This is a genomic window from Phyllobacterium lublinensis, from assembly GCF_020164435.1.
Taxonomy (GTDB): Bacteria; Pseudomonadota; Alphaproteobacteria; order Rhizobiales; family Rhizobiaceae; genus Phyllobacterium; species Phyllobacterium lublinensis.
In genome coordinates, this window is sequence record NZ_JAIUDQ010000003.1 from 143,054 (window position 1) to 162,134 (window position 19,081).

The following is a 19,081-nucleotide window of genomic DNA, read 5'->3' on the forward strand; positions in this document are numbered from 1 at the left end:
AACACGAGATCAGAAGGGGAGAGCCAATGGCTGACCGTCCGACATTGACGACAACTGCCGGTGCGCCGGTATCAGACAACCAGAACAGTATCACCGCTGGCGAGCGCGGCCCCGTCCTGATGCAGGACTACCAGCTTCTGGAAAAGCTGGCTCACCAGAATCGCGAGCGCATCCCCGAGCGCGTCGTCCACGCCAAGGGCTGGGGTGCATTCGGCACGCTGAAGATCACCGGAGACATCTCGCGCTACACCAAGGCGAAAGCCTTGCAACCCGGCGCGGAAACCCCACTTCTCCTGCGCTTTTCCACTGTCGCCGGTGAGCTCGGCGCCGCCGACGCGGAACGCGACGTACGTGGTTTCGCGATCAAGTTCTACACCAGCGAAGGCAATTGGGATCTCGTTGGCAACAACACGCCAGTCTTCTTCGTGCGCGATCCGCTGAAGTTCCCCGATTTCATCCACACGCAGAAGCGCCATCCGCGCACTAACATGCGCTCCGCAACTGCCATGTGGGATTTCTGGTCGCTGTCGCCCGAAAGCCTGCATCAGGTCACCATCCTCATGTCGGATCGCGGCCTGCCAGTCGCCCCGATGTACATGAACGGCTATGGTTCGCACACCTATTCCTTCTGGAATGACAGCGGCGAGCGCTTCTGGGTCAAGTTCCACTTCAAGACCCAGCAGGGCCACAAGTTCTACACCAATGCCGAGGCCGAAAGCCTCATCGGCAAGACCCGCGAATCCTACCAGGAAGAATTGTTCGGCGGTATCGAGAAAGGTCAGTTCCCCAAATGGACCGTCCAGGTCCAGATCATGACCGAAGCGCAGGCGCAACAGACCTCCTACAACCCCTTCGACCTGACCAAGGTCTGGCCGCATGGCGAGTTCCCGCCCATCGAGATCGGTGTCATGGAACTCAACCGCAACGCCGACAACTATTTTGCCGAAATCGAGCAGGCAGCCTTCTCGCCGTCCAATATTGTGCCCGGTATCGGCCATTCGCCGGACAAGATGCTGCAGGCGCGCGTGTTCTCCTACGCGGACGCACACCGGTATCGCCTCGGTACCCACTATGAGGCGCTTCCGGTGAACGCACCCAAATGCCCGGTCCATCACTACCACAAGGACGGCCAGATGAATTTCTTCGGCCAGAAGACCGGCAATGTCGACGCCTATTACGAGCCGAACAGCTTCTCGGGTGCCGTCGAACAGCCATCGGCAAAAGAGCCGCCGCTGCCCGTCTCCGGCGCCGCGGATCGCTACAACCATCGTATCGGCAATGACGACTATGGTCAGGTAACGGCGCTGTTCAATCTGTTCGATGCCGCCCAACGGTCACGTTTGTTCTCCAACATTGCTGCGGCCATGGGCGGCGTACCGGGAGAGATCATCGAACGGCAGCTGGCACACTTCAAGCGGGTGCACCCCGCCTATGAAGCTGGCGTGCGCGCTGCATTGAAGGAAGCGCATGGCTATGAAGCCAATGCGATCTCCAATGAAGAGAAGAACGCCGCTGCCGAATAATCTAAGGCGTTTACTATCCCCGCGTGGGGTCTGAAGGCGGGCGAGACGAGTGGCTCGCCCAGAAAGACGGAGCAAAGCGAAAATCGCTGCTGCTACTGACATTAAGAAAGCCGGGGCTTGATGCTCCGGCTTTCCTTTATTGTCGTGGCCATGTATGCGAAGCCCACAATAGTAAAAAAGGAATGCTCATGCGACTTGGTGGACGCCTGCAGGCGGCAATCGAAGTTCTCGATGATATTGAAAACCGCAAGCGGCCAGCTTCGGATGCACTGAAGGACTGGGGCCTGTCGCATCGTTTTGCTGGCGCGGGTGACCGCGCGGTCATTGGCAATATCGTCTACGACGCCCTGCGGCGGAAACTTTCGCTTGGCTGGCGCATGGACAGCGACGCTGCCCGCCACATCGCCTTTGGCGTCCTGCTGTCGGATGCGGAACTCGCCATTGAAGATATCAACATGGCGCTGGATGGCGACAAGTTTGCGCCCGAACCGCTGGAGGCCGAGCGGCTGGCCATCTGGGCATCGCGGGATCTGGCCGAGGCACCCGACCACGTTCGTGCTGATGTGCCGGAGTGGTGCGTTCCGCATTTCCAGGACATTTTCAATGGTACATGGGTAGCCGAAGCCGCCGCGCTCAGCGATCGCCCCCCGGTCGATCTGCGGGTGAATACGCTGAAAGCGGATCGGGAAAAGGTGTTGAAGGAGCTTGCGCGCGCGGGCGCCGGTCCGGCACCCCTGTTGGAAACGGCCGTGCGCGTGCCGCCGTTGCGCGCCATGGGGCGCCATCCAAATGTGCAGGCAGAACCTGCGTTCCAACGCGGCCTCTTTGAAGTACAGGATCTTGGCTCGCAACTGGCGGCCAAGCTCAGCGGCGCCAAGGCCGGCGAACAGGTGCTCGACTATTGTGCCGGTGCCGGGGGCAAGACGCTCGCCCTGGCCGCCGAAATGGGCAACAAGGGCCAGATCCATGCATATGATGCGGAGCGTGCCCGGCTCGCCCCCATCTTCGACCGGCTGAAGCGCGCAGGCGTACGCAATGCGCAGGCCCATGCCAATGTTGCGGACCTTGCCGCCCTCGAAGGCCAGATGGACCTCGTTCTCGTCGATGCGCCTTGCACCGGATCGGGCACATGGCGGCGCCGTCCGGATGCCAAGTGGCGCCTCAGTGACCAGCAGCTCGAACGCCGTGAGGTCGAACAACGTCAAGTGCTCGACGCTGCAAAGGCCTATGTGAAGCCCGGCGGCCGACTGGTCTACATCACCTGCTCGCTGTTCGCGCCGGAAAACGGCAAGCAGGTCAGCGCCTTTCTGCAGTCGAACGACGGATACAGCAGAGTTGACACGCAGCCCTTGTGGGATCAAGCCGTATCGGCAACATCGGAATACAAGCCGCTGTTCAAGGATGAAACCGCGGTTCTCTCCCCTCTGTCGACATCCACAGATGGCTTCTTCATTTCGGTTCTCAGGCGCGAAAAATAACGATACAAAAAGGACAGCTTAACCGAAGAGAGGTCACGCATGTCCCGTTCGCAGGCGCTTCTGTTGTTTCTCGTATTGGTTGTCGGCGGTGGTCTCGCCATAGGTTATCTCACCTTGCCGGGTGAATGGTACGCCGGGCTGGTCAAGCCCTCTTTCAACCCGCCGAATTGGGTGTTCGCGCCAGTGTGGACGGTCCTCTACATTCTCATCGCCATTGCCGGCTGGCGGGTATGGGACCACGAGCTTACTGCTCCGCAGCAGTTCTGGTGGGCGCAGCTGGTCCTTAATTTCCTCTGGTCGCCGACTTTCTTTGGCCTGCAGCAGATGGGGCTGGCCCTGGTGGTCATTGTGCTTCTGCTTCTGGCTATTCTCGGCTTCATCCTGGCAAGCTGGAAATCCGAACAGACATCGGCGCTACTGTTCCTGCCTTATCTCTTGTGGGTAGCGTTTGCGACGCTCCTCAACGCTTCACTCTGGATGCTCAATGCAGGATGACATGTTGGCTTACCTGACGCCGCTCGCCGGCAAACGCGTACTCTTTGCGATGGCAGTGGATGCGGAATACGGGCCGCATCTGCAGCGGCTATTCACGCCCCTGGTCACCGGCGTCGGGCCCGTGGAAGCGGCCGTAAGCGTGTCGGCCACACTCGCCAGCCTAGCCGCCAACCGCTCGCTCCCGGATCTCGTCGTATCGCTGGGATCGGCGGGGTCGCGAACCTTGGAGCAGGCGGAAGTCTATCAGGTTACCAGTGTTTCCTACCGCGACATGGATGCGTCGGCCCTCGGTTTCAAGAAGGGCGCAACACCCTTCCTCGACATTCCGGTTACGGTGCCGCTGCGCCACCGGATCCCCGGCGTCAAGGAAGCGTCGCTCTCGACCGGTGCAAATATTGTTTCCGGCAAGGCTTATGAGCTGATTGACGCCGACATGGTCGAGATGGAGACCTTCGCCGTACTTCGGGCCTGCCAGCGTTTCGAATTGCCGCTCATCGGCCTGCGCGGCATTTCGGATGGCGCCGCCGAACTGCGCCACTTGAGCGACTGGACGCAATATCTGCATGTGATCGATGAGAAGCTGGCAGTCGCTGTCGAGGCAATGGCCGCAGCGATCGCAGACAGGACAATTTCAATCTGAATTTTATGCAAGGCCATCAGCTTGAACAAATGGGTGGTGACCACCCTTGAACGTTCGATCCGCCAATAGCAATGGAGTGCTTCATCCATTCTGTGAACCAACGGAATCACTTTTTCAGTCACTTGCGGTAACCCATTGCGCCGACTCGACATTTGCTTTAAAGGCCCGCCATGAACACGCCCACTCATCCCGATACAGTCCTCATCGTCGATTTCGGCAGCCAGGTTACGCAGCTGATTGCCCGCCGCGTGCGCGAAGCCGGTGTCTATTCCGAGATCGTCCCGTTCCAATCCGCTGATGAGGCTTTCCGCCGCATCAAGCCAAAGGCGGTCATTCTTTCCGGCAGCCCGCATTCGACCGTCGATATCGGCAGTCCCCGCGCACCGCAGGAAGTCTTCGAATCCGATATTCCGGTTCTCGGCATTTGCTATGGCGAACAGACCATGTGCGCCCAGCTTGGCGGCAAGGTCGAAGGCGGTCATCATCGCGAGTTCGGCCGCGCCTTCCTGGACATCCAGGAAGATTGCGCGCTGTTCGACGGTGTCTGGGCCAAGGGCACACGGCATCAGGTGTGGATGAGCCACGGCGATCGCGTCGTCGAAATCCCCGAGGGTTTCAAGGTTGTCGGCACATCCACCGGCGCCCCCTTTGCGGCGATTGCCGATGAAGCGCGCAAGTACTACGCCGTGCAGTTCCATCCGGAAGTGGTGCACACGCCCGACGGGGCCAAGCTCCTTGAAAATTTCGTCCACCGCATTGCCGGCATCAAGGGCGACTGGACGATGTCCGCCTATCGCGAGCAGGCCATAAATGCCATCCGCAAGCAGGTCGGCGACAAGAAGGTTATCTGCGCACTTTCCGGCGGGGTCGATTCGTCGGTGGCTGCGCTGCTTATCCACGAGGCGGTTGGCGATCAGCTGACCTGTATCCTCGTCGACCACGGCCTGATGCGCAAGAACGAGGCCGCAGAGGTCGTCAAGATGTTCCGCGAACACTACAATTTGCCGCTCATCCTCGTCGATGCCTCCGAACGCTTCATCGGTGCACTTGAGGGCGAATCCGATCCTGAGAAAAAGCGCAAGACGATTGGCAGGCTCTTCATCGAAGTCTTTGAGGAAGAAGCGAAAAAGCTCGGTGGTGCCGATTTCCTAGCACAGGGCACGCTTTATCCCGATGTGATCGAGAGCGTTTCCTTCACCGGCGGTCCGTCGGTAACCATCAAGTCGCACCATAATGTCGGCGGTCTGCCGGAACGCATGAACATGAAGCTCGTGGAGCCGCTGCGCGAGCTCTTCAAGGACGAGGTTCGCGTTCTCGGCAAGGAACTCGGATTGCCGGACCATTTCATCGGCCGCCATCCTTTCCCGGGGCCGGGTCTTGCAATCCGCTGCCCGGGCGGCATTACGCGCGAAAAACTGGAAATCCTGCGTGAGGCCGATGCGGTCTATCTCGACGAGATCCGCAAGGCCGGGCTCTACGACGTCATCTGGCAGGCCTTTGCCGTGCTTCTGCCCGTGCAGACCGTTGGCGTCATGGGCGATGGCCGCACCTATGAGTTCGTCTGTGCCCTGCGGGCGGTGACGTCGGTCGACGGCATGACTGCCGACTTCTATCACTACGACATGAGTTTCCTCGGCCAGGCAGCAACGCGCATCATCAACGAGGTCAAGGGCATCAACCGTGTCGTCTATGACGTCACCTCGAAGCCACCCGGCACCATCGAGTGGGAGTGATTCAGGCCAATCCGAGGGTATCCGGATTGGCCATGGGGCTCAGCCGTCATATCCCCCACACATTGGTTGGGCCGGCGCTGCATTAGATCGCTGCGCGCATGGGATTGACGATCTCAGCTCCGACGAAATCCTTCTTATTGTCAGTTACCGCCATTGAGCTGCCAGACCCACCCCGCCGGTCTCCGTCCGGGCGGTGACTCCTGTTCAGTTGAACAATTAGCATTGACTAATGAATTAGTGGAAGCTAATGATTGTTCATGATCGAAGCTGCATCCATTACCACTGTCATGCGCGCACTTGCCGATCCCACGCGGCGGGCGCTGTTCGAGCGGGTGGCGAACGCCGAGGAGATCACCGTGGTCGAACTGACCCGGGGCAGTGGTGTGACGCAGGGGGCCATCTCCCAGCACCTCAAATCACTGAAACAAGCCGGGCTCGTCGCCGAACGGCCCGATGGCCGCAAGGTCTATTACCGTGCCGATCCTCAAGGACTTGAGCCGCTTTTTGACTGGATGAGCCACTACGGCGTCTTCTGGCGCGAACGGTTTTCCAGTCTCCGTAGCCTTTTGAAGGAGATCGATCCATGAACGACGCCGCATTGAAATTCCAAACGCAGGACATTGTCGTCGATGAAATCTTTCCGCATGCGCCGGAGACGATCTGGATGACACTGACGAGCGGCGAACTGATGGCCCGCTGGATCATGGAACCGACAGGCTTCGCACCCGTGGAGGGCCAGGACTTCACGTTTCAGACGACGCCGGCGGGCGCCTGGGATGGGGTCATTCATTGCCGGGTTCTGGAAGTCGTTCCGAACGAACGTTTCGTCTATGCCTGGAAAGGCGGACACGAGAGCAACGACGGTTATGGCTCGAAGCTCGACACCGTGGTCGCCTTCATGCTTTCGCGAGTGGCAAACGGCACCCGCCTTCGTCTCGTCCATTCCGGCTTCGTACTGCCGAAGAACGAGACTGCCTTCCGGAACATGAGCGATGGCTGGAAGAAGGTCGTCCACAACCTCGACGCGATTGCCGCGGAACAGGGTTCATCAAAGAAGCATTGAGGGCCTGACCCTCACAGTCACATGCGAAGATCTTTCGGGGGATCCAACGACACGAAGGAGAAAAGCAATGACCAACCACATCACCGGCACACGCGACGAGTGGCTTGCGGCCCGGCTGGCGCTGCTGAAGGAAGAGAAGGAACTGACGCGGCGTAGTGACGAGGTCGCCCGGCGGCGGCAGGAACTGCCATGGGTGCGTATCGACAAGGATTACCGGTTCGACACCGATGAAGGAAGCGCGTCGCTCAAGGACCTCTTCGGCGGGCGCTCGCAGCTCCTCATGTATCACTTCATGTTCGGCCCTGACTACAAGGCCGGATGTCCGTCCTGCTCGGCGATTGCCGACGGGTTCAATGGCATCGTCGTCCATCTGCAGAACCACGATGTCGCCTTTACGGCAGTGTCCCGCGCACCCTTGGCCAAGCTGCAGGCCTACAAGCAGCGCCTGGACTGGACCTTTCCCTGGGCATCCTCGGCCGGCAGCGACTTCAATTTCGATTTCCATACGTCGTTCACATTGGAGCAACAACGCGAGGGCATCGAATACAACTACGTGCGGGAACCGAAACTGGACGCCGCCCCGGCAGGGGATGCCGCCTTTGCGGCCATGTCAGGGACCGATCCCGACACCTATGCGCGCGAGAGGCCGGGGATCAGCGCCTTCGTGCTCGACGACGGCGCCGTCTACCACACCTATTCCGCCTATGCGCGCGGTGTGGACGGAATCTGGGCCATGTATCAGTGGTTCGACCGCGCACCCCGGGGCCGCAACGAGGATGGCATCTGGTGGCGCCGCCACGACGAATACGACAAAGGTTGAGCGTCCCGTTTCAGCCAAGGCATGCTCGGATTTGCATTGCGGCAGGCAACTGCACCCGCCGCTGGAGGAAAGTCGCAACCCCGAAGGGGTCAGCACAGGAGAGATAGCATGAGCAAGACATATACCGGCGGCTGCGCCTGCGGCGCGATCCATTACGAAATCTCTGCCGAACAGGTGATCATGAATGACTGCCAATGCCGCGACTGTCAGCGGCGCAGCGGCACCGGTCATGGTTCCTACCTGACCTTCGTGGATGCCGATGTGAAGCTCGATGGCGAAGCCAAGCAATGGAATGTCGCCGGCGAGAGCGGCAACACCAAATCGCATGCCTTCTGTCCGGCCTGTGGGGCACCGGTCTATCTGACGTTTGCTGGCATGCCGAACCTCTTCACTGTGCACGCGGCGAGCCTCGACGATCCGCACCTGTACAAGCCGCAAATGGTGACATACCGCATTCGTGGTTACGACTGGGACAAAACCGATCCGGCCCTGCCGCATTTCGACAAGATGCCGTCGATGTAGAGGCGAGCGCAATCCAGGCCAACGATCACTCAAAATAACCAACCGATCAAATTTATTGGCTTGTCACTGCACCGGGCGGCGATATTGTCCGCCGCATGCGTCCTCCCAGCTCCACTCCTGTCCGGCTTGCCCTGGGCGGTCTCGTCGCCATGGCCATCGGCATGGGTATCGGCCGATTCATTTTCACGCCGATCCTGCCCGGCATGATGACCGAACTTGGCCTTACGCCCGGCGATGCGGGCATCATCGCCTCGGCCAATTATGTCGGCTATCTGCTGGGCGCGGTCATTGCGGGTTTTGGCTGGGCATCGGGCATCGAACGGCCGCTGGTGTATATGTCGATTGGTGCAAGCGCGGCCCTGTGCCTCGCCATGAGCATCAGCGACGGCGTTGTCATGTTCTCCATCGTCAGGTTTTTTGCCGGGGTGGCGAGCGCATTCATGCTGGTATTCACCGCAACGATCGTCTTCAGTCACCTCGCGGCGGCCAATCGCCAGGATTTGCAGGCCGTGCACTTTGGCGGCGTCGGCACTGGCATAGCCCTTTCCTCGCTGCTCGTCGCATTCAGTTCCGCCGGCGGCTATGGCTGGCGGGAGAACTGGGTAGCCGCCGCGATACTGTCGGCCCTCGGACTTCTCGTGGTCTTGACCTTGATCAGGCAGGGACCTGTGCGCACTGGCACTTCCGAAGCCGAGCCGCCGGTCAGCTGGACCTCGGCCTTTGTCAAGATCAACATCGCCTACGGCATATTCGGCTTTGGCTACATCATCACGGCAACCTTCATCATCGCGATCGTGCGCTCCAGCAATGGCGGAACCTGGATGGAAGCTCTGGTCTGGCTCGTCACTGGGGCTTGCGGTGCGGTTTCCGTATGGTTGTGGACGCCCCTCCTGCGACGGGTCGGGCCATTCGTTGCGCTGGCGCTCGGCTGCGCAGTACAGGCGGTTGGCGTGGCTGCCAGTGTTGTCCTCCCATCTCCGGCCGGGCCGTTGCTCGGCGGTATCCTGCTCGGATTGACGTTCATCGTCATCACCGCATTCGGTTTCCAGGCGGGACGGGTCCTGCTTCCGCACTCTCCCCGCCGGGTCATGGCGGTCATGACTGCGGCTTTCGGCATTGGCCAGATCATTGGTCCGTTGGCTGCAGGTTACCTCGCCAACATCACCGGTGATTTCACTTTTGCCACGCTCCTTGCGGCGGCGAGCCTTGTTGTAGCATCGATGTTCGCCTTTTCGGCCGGCCGCCAGCAAGGGTAAGTACCGACGCGGCACACCATCAGGAACTGGTGGATCGCAACGACAGTCTTCGGACGTGCATTTCATACCTCGCTGCAATGAACCCACAGCCCTCATGGTGAGCCCCGTCGAACCACGCGCGGCAGGCCCCGCAGTTGGCTCCAAACATTACAGCAATTTAATTGCTGCGGTTCATGCTTTGCCCTATTCGTGATGTAGCATTTCAACGCAGATCAACTCTGAGATGCGATTTTTCAACGAGGAATCTACCACCGTGTTTGTCTCATTTTTCCCCAAACCGAAGCTCTTCTTTATTTCAGCGGTGCTTTGGTCGATAGCGGCTGTGCTGTTCTGGTTCTATGCAGGACGAAATTTGGGTGCCTCGTTCGGAATGCCACCAGCCGCACCGGATGCACCGCCAATCATCGGCATTTCCAGCTTCTGGTCCAAACCGTTCATCTGGTTCTATATTTATTTCGCACTCGTCTCGCTCATTTTCGCCGGGTTCTGGTTCGTCTACTCGCCGCATCGCTGGCAATTATGGTCGATCCTGGGTTCGGCCCTCATTTTGTTCATTACCTATTTCCAGGTTCAGGTGAGTGTCGCCATCAATGACTGGTATGGACCATTCTGGGATTTGATTCAGGGTATTTTGTCCAAGCAGAACGTATCGAGCACCGCTGCGCTATACGGGGAAATTGCCACTTTTCTTGGCATCGCTCTGGTGGCGGTGACAGTAAGTGCCTTGACGGTTTTCCTGGTCAGTCACTACGTGTTCCGGTGGCGGACGGCAATGAACGAACATTACATGGCCAACTGGCCCAAGTTGCGGCATATCGAGGGTGCTTCGCAGCGTGTTCAAGAAGACACGATGCGGTTCTCCACCATCGTTGAAGGGCTCGGAACCGCATTCATCGACTCGATCATGACATTGATCGCCTTCATGCCACTTTTGATCCGTCTTTCAACACACATCACTGAATTGCCGATCCTCGGTCCCGTTTCGCAACCTCTTGTCATTGCTGCCATCTGTTGGGCGGTATTTGGTACTGTTGTTCTGGCCGTTGTGGGCATGAAATTGCCCGGTCTTCAGTTCCGCAACCAGCGCGTCGAAGCCGCCTATCGCAAGGAACTTGTGTACGGCGAAGATCATGAAGATCGTGCACAGCCACCGACGGTAAGAGAACTTTTCGACAATGTTCGCCGCAATTATTTCCGGCTCTATTTCCACTATGTCTATTTCAATGTGGTCCGGTATCTCTATCTGCAGACCAACAATATCTTTGCACTGGTGTTGATGGTTCCCTCGATCATTGCGGGCACAATTACACTGGGTCTGCTCAACCAGATTTCCAACGCATTCTCGCAGGTAACGTCTTCATTCCAGTTTCTGGTCAACTCGTGGCCGACCATCGTCGAGCTGATGTCGATCTACAAGCGCCTTCGGGCCTTCGAGGCGGTCATCTACGACGAGCCCTTGCCGGAAATCGACCAGCGTTATCTGCAGACACAATCTGAAGAGATTTGATGTTCAACGGGCGGCGGTTTCATGCCGCCGCCCGTGTTCTCATACTATTGTCCGCAATGGGAATGTATGCTCCACCCGGACCTTCGGTCCGACCCTCCCCATCTACGGGGAGGGTGGACCTGTAGTGGCATCCTCACCTCCCCCTTTGATGGGGGGCGCAGCGAAGCTGCGGGTGGGGGTGATTTCACGAAGCGCAGGTGCTGGCCTCACATGCCGCCGCTTGTTACCGGCTGGCTCGGCTCGACACCGGCAACCGGCGTCACGGCGCCAGTTTCCCGCAAATAGTCGCTGTAGGTCGTGCAACGCACATCCGGCTTCGTGCAAACCTCCGCGGTAAAGCGTTCCAATGCCCGCCAATAGGCATCGCCGTTCATCAAGGTAAAATGCAGGCCGATCTGGAACGGGATACGCTGGCCCTCATATTGCCGCTCGAACGCGCCCTTGAATGCAGCATAGGCGCGGTTCTCGAACTCGCCCTGATGATCGGTGCGCTCGAAACCGCCGGAGTGGCGAACGAACAGATTATAGTCCATCGCGATGACAGGCCGGTTTTGCGGGCCTTCGCTGATGGTCGGCAGACCGAACTGATAGAGCCCGTTTGAGTGCAGCGGCAGGGCAGGGCCCTTTGAAACGCCGCTTCCATCAAAGACATAGCCGTTCTTTTTCAGCGCTGCCAGCAGAGCCGGGTTTTCTGAAAGATAGGGCGCGCGAAAGCCGCGGATTTCTTGCCGGACGAACGCTTTCCAGCCCTCCGGTTCGGGATTGCTGCCATATCTACTCCACGCCTCGCTCAACACCCGGCTGTAGGTGGTCAGCTCGCGGTCCCAATCGGCCTTTGACCACGCCTTGCCATCAAAATGACCGCAGGCATGGCTGGCAATCTCGTTGCCCTCATTGCGGGCGCGCCAGATATTGTCCAGGCGCTTGGCAATATCCTCCTTCGAGGTAGCAAAACCGATATTCGATCGACCGGGTGCTTCACCGGGTGCCTGATAGGCTTTGCGGTCGTCCCGGTTGATCAGGAATACGCAGGAAAGGAAATAAGTGAACCTGGCGTTGGAACGCTGCGCAAGCGCCCTGCTTCGGTCCCAAAGCGCATTGCTGCCGGAATTGTCGAAGGAGATCAGTACATATTGCGGCTTCTCACCGATCGACCCCCGCAGCTCTGTCGCGCTATTCGCGAACGCAGGCGAGACCTGCGACAGAGCAAGGGTTGCTGCGAGAATTGAGCAAATCGAACGCATGATGATTATGTCGTTAACTCATAAATCTGATGAAAATGGCGCCTGAAACGGCAAGAAGATGCGAGCAGAGATGCGAAGGGCGGGGTATTTCCCCCGGCCGAGCAGCTCGACACTGCAGCTTGCCGCCGTTTCGGCGTCCGGAGGATATGGGTCATCTGCCCGGCTACTTTGTCGCAAAGGACTTGAAAATGGATAAACATTTCCTTCGCCTTTGCTCCTCCTATCCGAACAGATGATCTCATACCATTTCTCACCAGATTTATGAGTTCACGACCTGTCCGCGGGCCGGGGAAGTGAAGCCGAGTCGCTACAGGTGAATTGTGGCGATGATCGGACGCGTCGATCCACCGCAAGCCTTCTGCCTTCTAACACGCGGCGCATGGGTCTATCGTCGCGCCAGCATTGAGGAGGGCGGCCATGCTGGTACTGATTCTCGGGATCATTATATTTCTTGGAGTTCACTCGGTTCGGATTGTCGCCCCGGAGTGGCGTCTCGCCAAGATGGAGCAGTGGGGCGATAATGCGTGGAAGGGCCTTTACTCGGTCGTCTCGCTTGTCGGCTTTGTTCTAATCGTCTGGGGCTATGGTATTGCCCGTCCCGATGCACCTATCCTTTATGAACCGCCGGCATGGATGAAGCATATCACCGAACTGTTGATGCTGTTCGCCTTCATATTCCTTGGCGTTTACATCGCCAAGCCAGGCAAGATGAAACCGGCGCTGAAGCACCCGATGCTCATAGCCATCAAGACCTGGGCGCTGGCGCACCTTCTTGCCAATGGCGACCTCGCCTCGTTGATCCTGTTTCTCTCTTTCCTCGCCTGGGCCGTTGTCGATCGCATCGCCATCAAGCGGCAGGAACGGGCGGGCCTTGCCGCACCCTATATCGTGCCGGGACCGGCATCCAACGATGTCATCGCCATTGTCATCGGGCTGGTGCTCTACGGTCTGTTCGTGTGGAAATTGCATGAGCTTTTGATTGGCGTATCGCCGATGTAACGCCTATTTTCACGTTGGGTCTTACATCTCGTAAGTTTTCCGACTAAAAGCGCGTGAACTCTTTGCGCGGGCGGCACAAGCTGCGCCGCGTTTTATCAATTGATCTGATGGCGCAAGGCCATGCACGAGGCACTATGACTGACGACGGCTTTTTCCGTGAGGTGAATGAGGAACTTCGTTCCGACAAGGTGAAGGCGATCTGGAACCGCTACGGATCGCTGCTCATTGGTGCTGTTGTTGCCATTGTCGTCGGCACCGGCGTCTTCGCTTTCTACGAGTACTGGACGGAAAAGCAGGCGTCGCAGTCAGGCGACCAGTTTCTCGCCGCGCTCAATCTCGTTCGCGACGGCAAGAACGACGAGGCGCTGAAAACGCTGGAGACGCTGGAAAAGGAAGGCTACGGCGCCTACCCTGTGCTGGCGCGCATGCGTGCGGCAGGGGTGATCTCTCAGAAGGGTGACCTTGCCGGCGCCGTGGCTGCCTTCGACAAGGTTGCTGCCGATACTTCGGTTCCGCAGGCCATTCGCGACATCGCCAAGCTGCGTGCTGCATTCATCCTGATCGATACCGGCTCCTATGATGATGTGGCGAGCCGCGTCGAGGCGCTTTCGTCAGACAACAATCCCATGCGTCATTCGGCCCGTGAAGCGCTTGGTCTTGCTGCCTGGAAGGCCGGCCGCGGTGCGGACGCCTTGAAGCTCTTCCAGCAGATATCGGATGACCAGACCGCGCCAGCCAATGTCCGCCAGTTTGCCGACACGATGCTCGACATGCTCAAGAGCACCGGCGCAGCACCCGCTGCCGCTGCCGGTTGAAGGATAATCAGCTGATGAGCTTTACCCTTGCGATTGTCGGCCGTCCGAATGTCGGAAAGTCCACGCTGTTCAACCGGCTCGTCGGCCGCAAGATCGCACTCGTGGACGACCTGCCCGGCGTTACCCGCGATCGCCGCGTCCATGCAGCCAAGCTGTACGACCTGAAATTCGATGTGATCGACACTGCCGGTCTCGAAGAGGTCGACAGCGCGTCACTCGAGGGACGCATGCGCGCCCAGACGGAAGCCGCCATCGGCGAAGCAGACCTCATTCTCTTCATCGTCGACGCCAAGGCAGGCATAACGCCGACGGATGTTACCTTTGCTGACCTCGTTCGCCGTTCGGGCAAGCCTGTCATCCTGGTGGCCAACAAGGCCGAAGCCCGCGGTGCTGAATCCGGCATGTACGATTCCTATCAGCTTGGCCTTGGCGAGCCTTGTCCGATCTCCGCCGAACATGGCCAGGGCTTTCCCGATCTGCGCGACGCCATCGTCGAGGCGATGGGTGAGGAGCGCGTCTTTCCTGACGAGCATGTGAAGCCCGGCGCGGACGACGTCGCCACTGTGACCATACCGGCTGCGCCGCGCCCCATGGACGATCTTATCGGTGACGATATCGATGATCCGGATGCCGAGGACGTTCCCGCCTACGATTCGTCGAAGCCGCTGCGTATTGCCATCGTCGGGCGTCCGAACGCCGGCAAGTCGACGCTGGTCAATACGATGGTTGGCGAGGACCGACTGCTGACCGGCCCCGAAGCCGGTATCACGCGCGACTCCATCTCGGTTGACTGGGAGTGGAAAGGTCGCAAGATCAAGCTGTTCGACACAGCCGGTCTGCGCCGCAAATCCAAGGTCCAGGGCAAGCTGGAGAAGCTCTCCGTAGGCGATGCGCTCCGCGCCATCCGTTTTGCCGAAGTGGTCATCATCGTGCTTGATGCGACGATCCCGTTCGAGAAGCAGGATTTGCAGATCGCCGATCTGATCATCCGCGAAGGGCGCGCACCGATCATCGCCTTCAACAAGTGGGATCTGGTCGAAAACCGCCAGATGGTGCTTGCCGACCTGCGCGAAAAGACCGAACGGCTCCTGCCGCAGATCAGGGGTATCAGGGCCGTACCGATTTCAGGCGAGCGCAACCAGGGCATCGACAAGCTGATGGCAGCTGTCGCCACCACCGACGAGGTCTGGAACCGCCGCATCTCGACGGGCCGCCTCAACCGCTGGATGGAAGGCGTGATCACGCACCATCCGCCGCCCGCCGTTGCCGGACGCCGCCTCAAGATCAAGTATATCACGCAGGTCAAGACGCGCCCGCCGGGCTTCGTCATCTCCTGCTCGCGTCCGGAGGCATTCCCGACTTCCTATGTGCGCTACCTGTCCAACGGTTTGCGTGAGACGTTCGACATGCCGGGCGTTCCCATCCGCGTTGTCCTGCGTACCTCCGATAACCCCTTCGCGGGCCGGGCCAGGAAGAAGCGGTAATATAACGTTCCCTATGCTGAATCCGTCGAAGCACGCCCGGGCGTGCACGCCTGCCATGAGCCGCAGCTGTTCAATTTCTCGCGTCCTTGTTAACTCTCCATCAAGGTTAATGCTTCATTTTTACGACCAGAATTGTTCGGTTGTGAGTGGGGTATCGGCGTGCGTTTCTCTGGGTTTTTGCGGGCATCGACCTCACGAATGAAGAACCGGACCAATCGGCAGCTTGCGGGTCCATTGATTATCGGCGCTGCGATCTTCTTGCTTTCACCGACGACGACCGCCTACCAGGACATGGCGAGCCTTCTGTCGGGCTCCGAATCCGGTCAGGGACGCTGGACTTCCTATCTGGAAAAATCACCGGCTGGCTCGATCCAGAAGGCCAACATGTCCTTCGTCGATGAAACGGCGATCACAGCCGGTGTGCCCGCCAGCGGCGTCCAGGCACCCGGCATCGGCGCCATCGCGATCAATGGATCGCAGAAATCGCCGGACGCGACACCCGACGAAGACCGGATCAACCGTTCTGAAAAGCAGGGCCGCATTGTCTCCGTCAGCAAGAAGGCGCCGCCCAAGGCGTTCAGCGCCGGCTCGATCCTGCAGCGATCCAGCATGCTGATCCGCCCGAGCCACGGTGTCGAGGTCGAGATGGCCTTTGCCAAGCCGAAAATCGCGGGCAAGGAAATCGAGATTGCGCTTGCCTTCCACAAGCGCGTTCCGGAGAAGGCAAAGGATGACCTTCCGCCCATGCTGGCGAGCCTGGTCAACAATGATCAGCCGGACATACTTGCCCTGGGCTATGCGCCGGCCGCACCGGACTATTCCAAGACGTCGCCTTTCGATTCGATCCTGAACGAGCCCAAGGAGTCGGGCGGCCGGTTCATTCCGCAACTCGGCAAGGGCGATCACAACTGGCTGGCGACGCCGTTGCCCCCAGTTGTTTTCACCAAGGAAGAACAGAAATGCCTGGCGACAGGCATTTATTTTGAGGCGCGAAGCGAAAGCGTCAAGGGCCAGGCCGCTGTCGCCCAGGTCATCCTTAATCGCGTTCGCAACCCGGCCTATCCGAAGACCATCTGCAAGGTGGTCTATCAGAACAATGACTGGATCAATCGCTGCCAGTTTTCCTTCGCGTGCGAGGGCCGCAAGCTGAATGTGACCGAACCGAAGCAATGGAAGGTCGCCCAGGAAATTGCCATGGCGGTGACATCGGGCAGGATCTTCCTCCCCGAAATCGGTTCGGCTACCCACTACCATGCGGTCTATGTGCGGGCGAATTGGGCGCACACGATGAAACGCATCGACAAGATTGGCCAGCACATCTTCTACCGCACCTATGGTGGCGGGTGGATCTGATCATCGGCAACTTGGAAACCGGCGGAAAACTGCTATATTTGTCCCCGGAGTGGAGAACGAGCTTTCGCCCGCCCCCCGTTCCTTATGTGAAGAATTGGACCCGGAGCAAGACTTGCCAGCCTGTCCGGGTCCTTCAACATAAGGGTGACGCTAAACGGAAATCTCCGCATAGTTCACCTCCGAGGTTGAGGGCAGGGCCTTTGCCCAAAGGTCGAAGCGGCCATCCCTTCGATGCACCGGCTGGCTCGGTGCTTGCTGCTTTTGCCCTCAAACCGCTGTCGCTTATTTATTGTTTGGTTTGTAGGTGCCGCAAGAAACGCTGGGTTGTGCGGGATCAAACGATCACGTGGCATCAAGCGATTGGTCGCGCCTGCGTCGTGATACGTTCATCTCGGTCCGTTCCTTGGCCATGTCGCTGACCGCGGCGCGCAGCGCCGGGTGCCGTGCCATGAAGACATTGAAGTCCCGGCGTTCGAGGACAAGGAATTGGCAAAAATCGACGGCAATGACGTCGGCTGTACGGCGTCCGCCGCTGAGCAATGCCATCTCGCCGAAAAATGAGCCTGCTTCGAGCGGAACGTTCTCGTCTTCCAGTTCGACCTCGACGGCTCCGGAAGAGATGAAATACATGCCATCCCCGCGATCGCCCGCCCTGACGACCCGTTCGCCCGGCGACGCCGATTTTGGCCTGAACAGCAGCAGCAACTCTTCCTGCGAGTCTTCGCCAACCTGCGCGAACATCGGAAAAGTCTCGATCAATTCCTGCATCTCGAGTTGATGCTGCCGATTTCTCTCTTCGTTTCGTTTCTGGATGACTGCCAGTTCGCGGGCAAGCTTGTCACTGTTCCGCTTGCCATAGCGCAGGAACAGTCCCGGCCAGGCTGATCGAATGCTCTTTTGCAGGCCCTCTCCGGCAAGGAGAACCAGAGGGTTCAGCGTAATCGACAGGATTGCCCCGGCCAGAATGAGGTCTTGCCCCTCGCGAGGCAACAGACCGAGCGAAACGCCGAGACCCGCCAGTATGAAGGAAAACTCACCGATCTGCGCAAGGCCGGCGGCAATGGAGAGGCCCATGCCAACGGGATATCGCAGCATGAGGACGATGCAAAAGGCAATCACCGAACGTGCAACGATGATGAGCGCCAGGACCGCCAACACGGCAAAGGGATCGCGAACAAGGATCGAAGGGTCGAACAGCATGCCCACGGATACGAAGAACAGCACCGAGAATGCATTCTGCAGTGGCAGCGAGTCGGCGGCCGCCCTGTGGCTGAGATGCGATTCGCTCATCACCACGCCGGCAAAGAATGCGCCGAGCGCAAAGGATACGCCGAAGATCTCGGCAGATCCGAAGGCAATGCCAAGCGCAATCGCAAGGACGGACAGTCTGAACAGCTCGGGTGAGCCGGTGCGTGCGACCAGGGTCAGTATCCACGGCACCACCCGCGGCCCGAACACGATCGCCAGGACGGCGAACCCTCCCACCTGCAGCAGGGTTATGCCGATCGTCACGGCAATCGGTATGTCAGGCTGCCCGGAGGCTGCTTCGGTATTGCCACCGAGGACGCCGGCAAGGGCAGGCAGCAGCACGAGCGCAAGCACCATCGCAAGGTCTTCGACGATAAGCCAGCCGATGGCCACCCTGCCATCGGCGGAGTCCACCTTGTTCTGTTCCTCAAGTGCCTTGAGAAGCACAACCGTACTGGCGACGGAAAGGCTCAGTCCAAAGACAAGACCCGCGCCGAGGCTCCATCCCCACCAGGAGGCGAGGCCCATGCCGAGCAAGGTCGCCAGAAGGATCCGGCCAAGAGCACCCGGCACGGCGATGCCGCGCACGGCCAGGAGATCGGACGTGGAAAAATGCAGACCCACCCCAAACATGAGAAGGATCACACCCATTTCCGCTAGCTGGGCCGCCAGCGCGCCATCGGCGACGAAGCCAGGGGTGTAGGAACCGATCATGATACCTGCGACCAGATATCCGACGAGCGGCGGCAGGCGCAGTCGATCCGCCAGATACCCCAATACCGCTGCGAACACGAAGCCGAGGGCAACGGTTGCGATTAATCCAACTTCCTGATGCACGTAAGTCCCTTAATTATTCCCGTGGCAGCATATCGTTGGTTGTTTAAAGCTGCCTGTCCCGCTT

17 protein-coding genes are annotated in these 19,081 nt (G+C 59.1%); 15 read left to right on the plus strand and 2 right to left on the minus strand.

The window, feature by feature from the left end; all coding sequences use genetic code 11:
- The first annotated feature begins 26 nt into the window (after positions 1 to 26).
- From katA to sbmA, 11 genes are all read left to right on the plus strand, one after another.
- A complete protein-coding gene (gene katA, locus K9U38_RS05355) occupies positions 27 to 1,523 on the plus strand; it encodes a catalase KatA (RefSeq protein ID WP_224493310.1) in 1,497 nt (498 codons plus the stop codon).
- A 188-nt stretch (positions 1,524 to 1,711) separates the two neighbouring features.
- On the plus strand, positions 1,712 to 3,001 hold the full coding sequence (locus K9U38_RS05360; RefSeq protein ID WP_224493311.1) for an RsmB/NOP family class I SAM-dependent RNA methyltransferase: 1,290 nt from the start codon (positions 1,712 to 1,714) through the stop codon (positions 2,999 to 3,001).
- 39 nt (positions 3,002 to 3,040) lie between these two features.
- Positions 3,041 to 3,496, plus strand: a complete 456-nt coding sequence (locus K9U38_RS05365; RefSeq protein WP_224493312.1) for a TspO/MBR family protein — start codon at positions 3,041 to 3,043, stop codon at positions 3,494 to 3,496.
- Positions 3,486 to 4,136: a 5'-methylthioadenosine/S-adenosylhomocysteine nucleosidase gene (locus tag K9U38_RS05370; protein ID WP_370631829.1), complete on the plus strand. Its 651-nt coding sequence runs from the start codon at positions 3,486 to 3,488 to the stop codon at positions 4,134 to 4,136. Before K9U38_RS05365 ends, K9U38_RS05370 begins: the two co-directional genes overlap by 11 nt.
- A gap of 170 nt (positions 4,137 to 4,306) precedes the next feature.
- Complete coding sequence (guaA, locus tag K9U38_RS05375; RefSeq protein WP_224493313.1) at positions 4,307 to 5,869, plus strand: glutamine-hydrolyzing GMP synthase; 1,563 nt, start codon at positions 4,307 to 4,309, stop codon at positions 5,867 to 5,869.
- Between the two features lie 257 nt (positions 5,870 to 6,126).
- Positions 6,127 to 6,456 (plus strand): ArsR/SmtB family transcription factor, encoded by a 330-nt coding sequence (locus tag K9U38_RS05380; RefSeq protein WP_224493314.1) that lies wholly within the window; start codon positions 6,127 to 6,129, stop codon positions 6,454 to 6,456.
- The gene (locus tag K9U38_RS05385) at positions 6,453 to 6,932 is read left to right on the plus strand and encodes an SRPBCC family protein (protein WP_224493315.1); all 480 of its coding nucleotides are present in this window, start codon (positions 6,453 to 6,455) and stop codon (positions 6,930 to 6,932) included. Before K9U38_RS05380 ends, K9U38_RS05385 begins: the two co-directional genes overlap by 4 nt.
- Before the next feature lie 67 nt (positions 6,933 to 6,999).
- A complete protein-coding gene (locus tag K9U38_RS05390; RefSeq protein ID WP_224493316.1) occupies positions 7,000 to 7,752 on the plus strand; it encodes a DUF899 domain-containing protein in 753 nt (250 codons plus the stop codon).
- 108 nt (positions 7,753 to 7,860) lie between these two features.
- Positions 7,861 to 8,274 (plus strand): GFA family protein, encoded by a 414-nt coding sequence (locus K9U38_RS05395; RefSeq protein ID WP_224493317.1) that lies wholly within the window; start codon positions 7,861 to 7,863, stop codon positions 8,272 to 8,274.
- 95 nt (positions 8,275 to 8,369) lie between these two features.
- Positions 8,370 to 9,530: a YbfB/YjiJ family MFS transporter gene (locus K9U38_RS05400; protein WP_224493318.1), complete on the plus strand. Its 1,161-nt coding sequence runs from the start codon at positions 8,370 to 8,372 to the stop codon at positions 9,528 to 9,530.
- A 253-nt stretch (positions 9,531 to 9,783) separates the two neighbouring features.
- Positions 9,784 to 11,037: a peptide antibiotic transporter SbmA gene (gene sbmA / locus K9U38_RS05405; protein WP_224493319.1), complete on the plus strand. Its 1,254-nt coding sequence runs from the start codon at positions 9,784 to 9,786 to the stop codon at positions 11,035 to 11,037.
- Between the two features lie 206 nt (positions 11,038 to 11,243).
- Here sbmA and K9U38_RS05410 read toward each other — a convergent pair whose 3' ends face one another.
- Positions 11,244 to 12,281: a polysaccharide deacetylase family protein gene (locus tag K9U38_RS05410; RefSeq protein ID WP_224493320.1), complete on the minus strand. Its 1,038-nt coding sequence runs from the start codon at positions 12,279 to 12,281 to the stop codon at positions 11,244 to 11,246.
- Positions 12,282 to 12,698: 417 nt separating this feature from the next.
- Here K9U38_RS05410 and K9U38_RS05415 point away from each other — a divergent pair, with 417 nt between their 5' ends.
- From K9U38_RS05415 to K9U38_RS05430, 4 genes are all read left to right on the plus strand, one after another.
- Complete coding sequence (locus tag K9U38_RS05415; RefSeq protein WP_224493321.1) at positions 12,699 to 13,280, plus strand: NnrU family protein; 582 nt, start codon at positions 12,699 to 12,701, stop codon at positions 13,278 to 13,280.
- A gap of 134 nt (positions 13,281 to 13,414) precedes the next feature.
- Positions 13,415 to 14,095 carry a tetratricopeptide repeat protein gene (locus K9U38_RS05420; RefSeq protein ID WP_224493322.1) on the plus strand — a complete coding sequence of 227 codons (681 nt, stop codon included), beginning with the start codon at positions 13,415 to 13,417 and terminating at the stop codon, positions 14,093 to 14,095.
- A gap of 14 nt (positions 14,096 to 14,109) precedes the next feature.
- The gene (gene der, locus K9U38_RS05425) at positions 14,110 to 15,579 is read left to right on the plus strand and encodes a ribosome biogenesis GTPase Der (RefSeq protein WP_224493323.1); all 1,470 of its coding nucleotides are present in this window, start codon (positions 14,110 to 14,112) and stop codon (positions 15,577 to 15,579) included.
- Positions 15,580 to 15,777: 198 nt separating this feature from the next.
- Positions 15,778 to 16,932 carry a cell wall hydrolase gene (locus K9U38_RS05430; protein WP_224493324.1) on the plus strand — a complete coding sequence of 385 codons (1,155 nt, stop codon included), beginning with the start codon at positions 15,778 to 15,780 and terminating at the stop codon, positions 16,930 to 16,932.
- A 342-nt stretch (positions 16,933 to 17,274) separates the two neighbouring features.
- Here the strand turns inward: K9U38_RS05430 and K9U38_RS05435 are convergent, their stop codons facing one another.
- The gene (locus K9U38_RS05435; protein ID WP_224493325.1) at positions 17,275 to 19,017 is read right to left on the minus strand and encodes a cation:proton antiporter domain-containing protein; all 1,743 of its coding nucleotides are present in this window, start codon (positions 19,015 to 19,017) and stop codon (positions 17,275 to 17,277) included.
- Between the last annotated feature and the right edge of the window lie 64 nt (positions 19,018 to 19,081).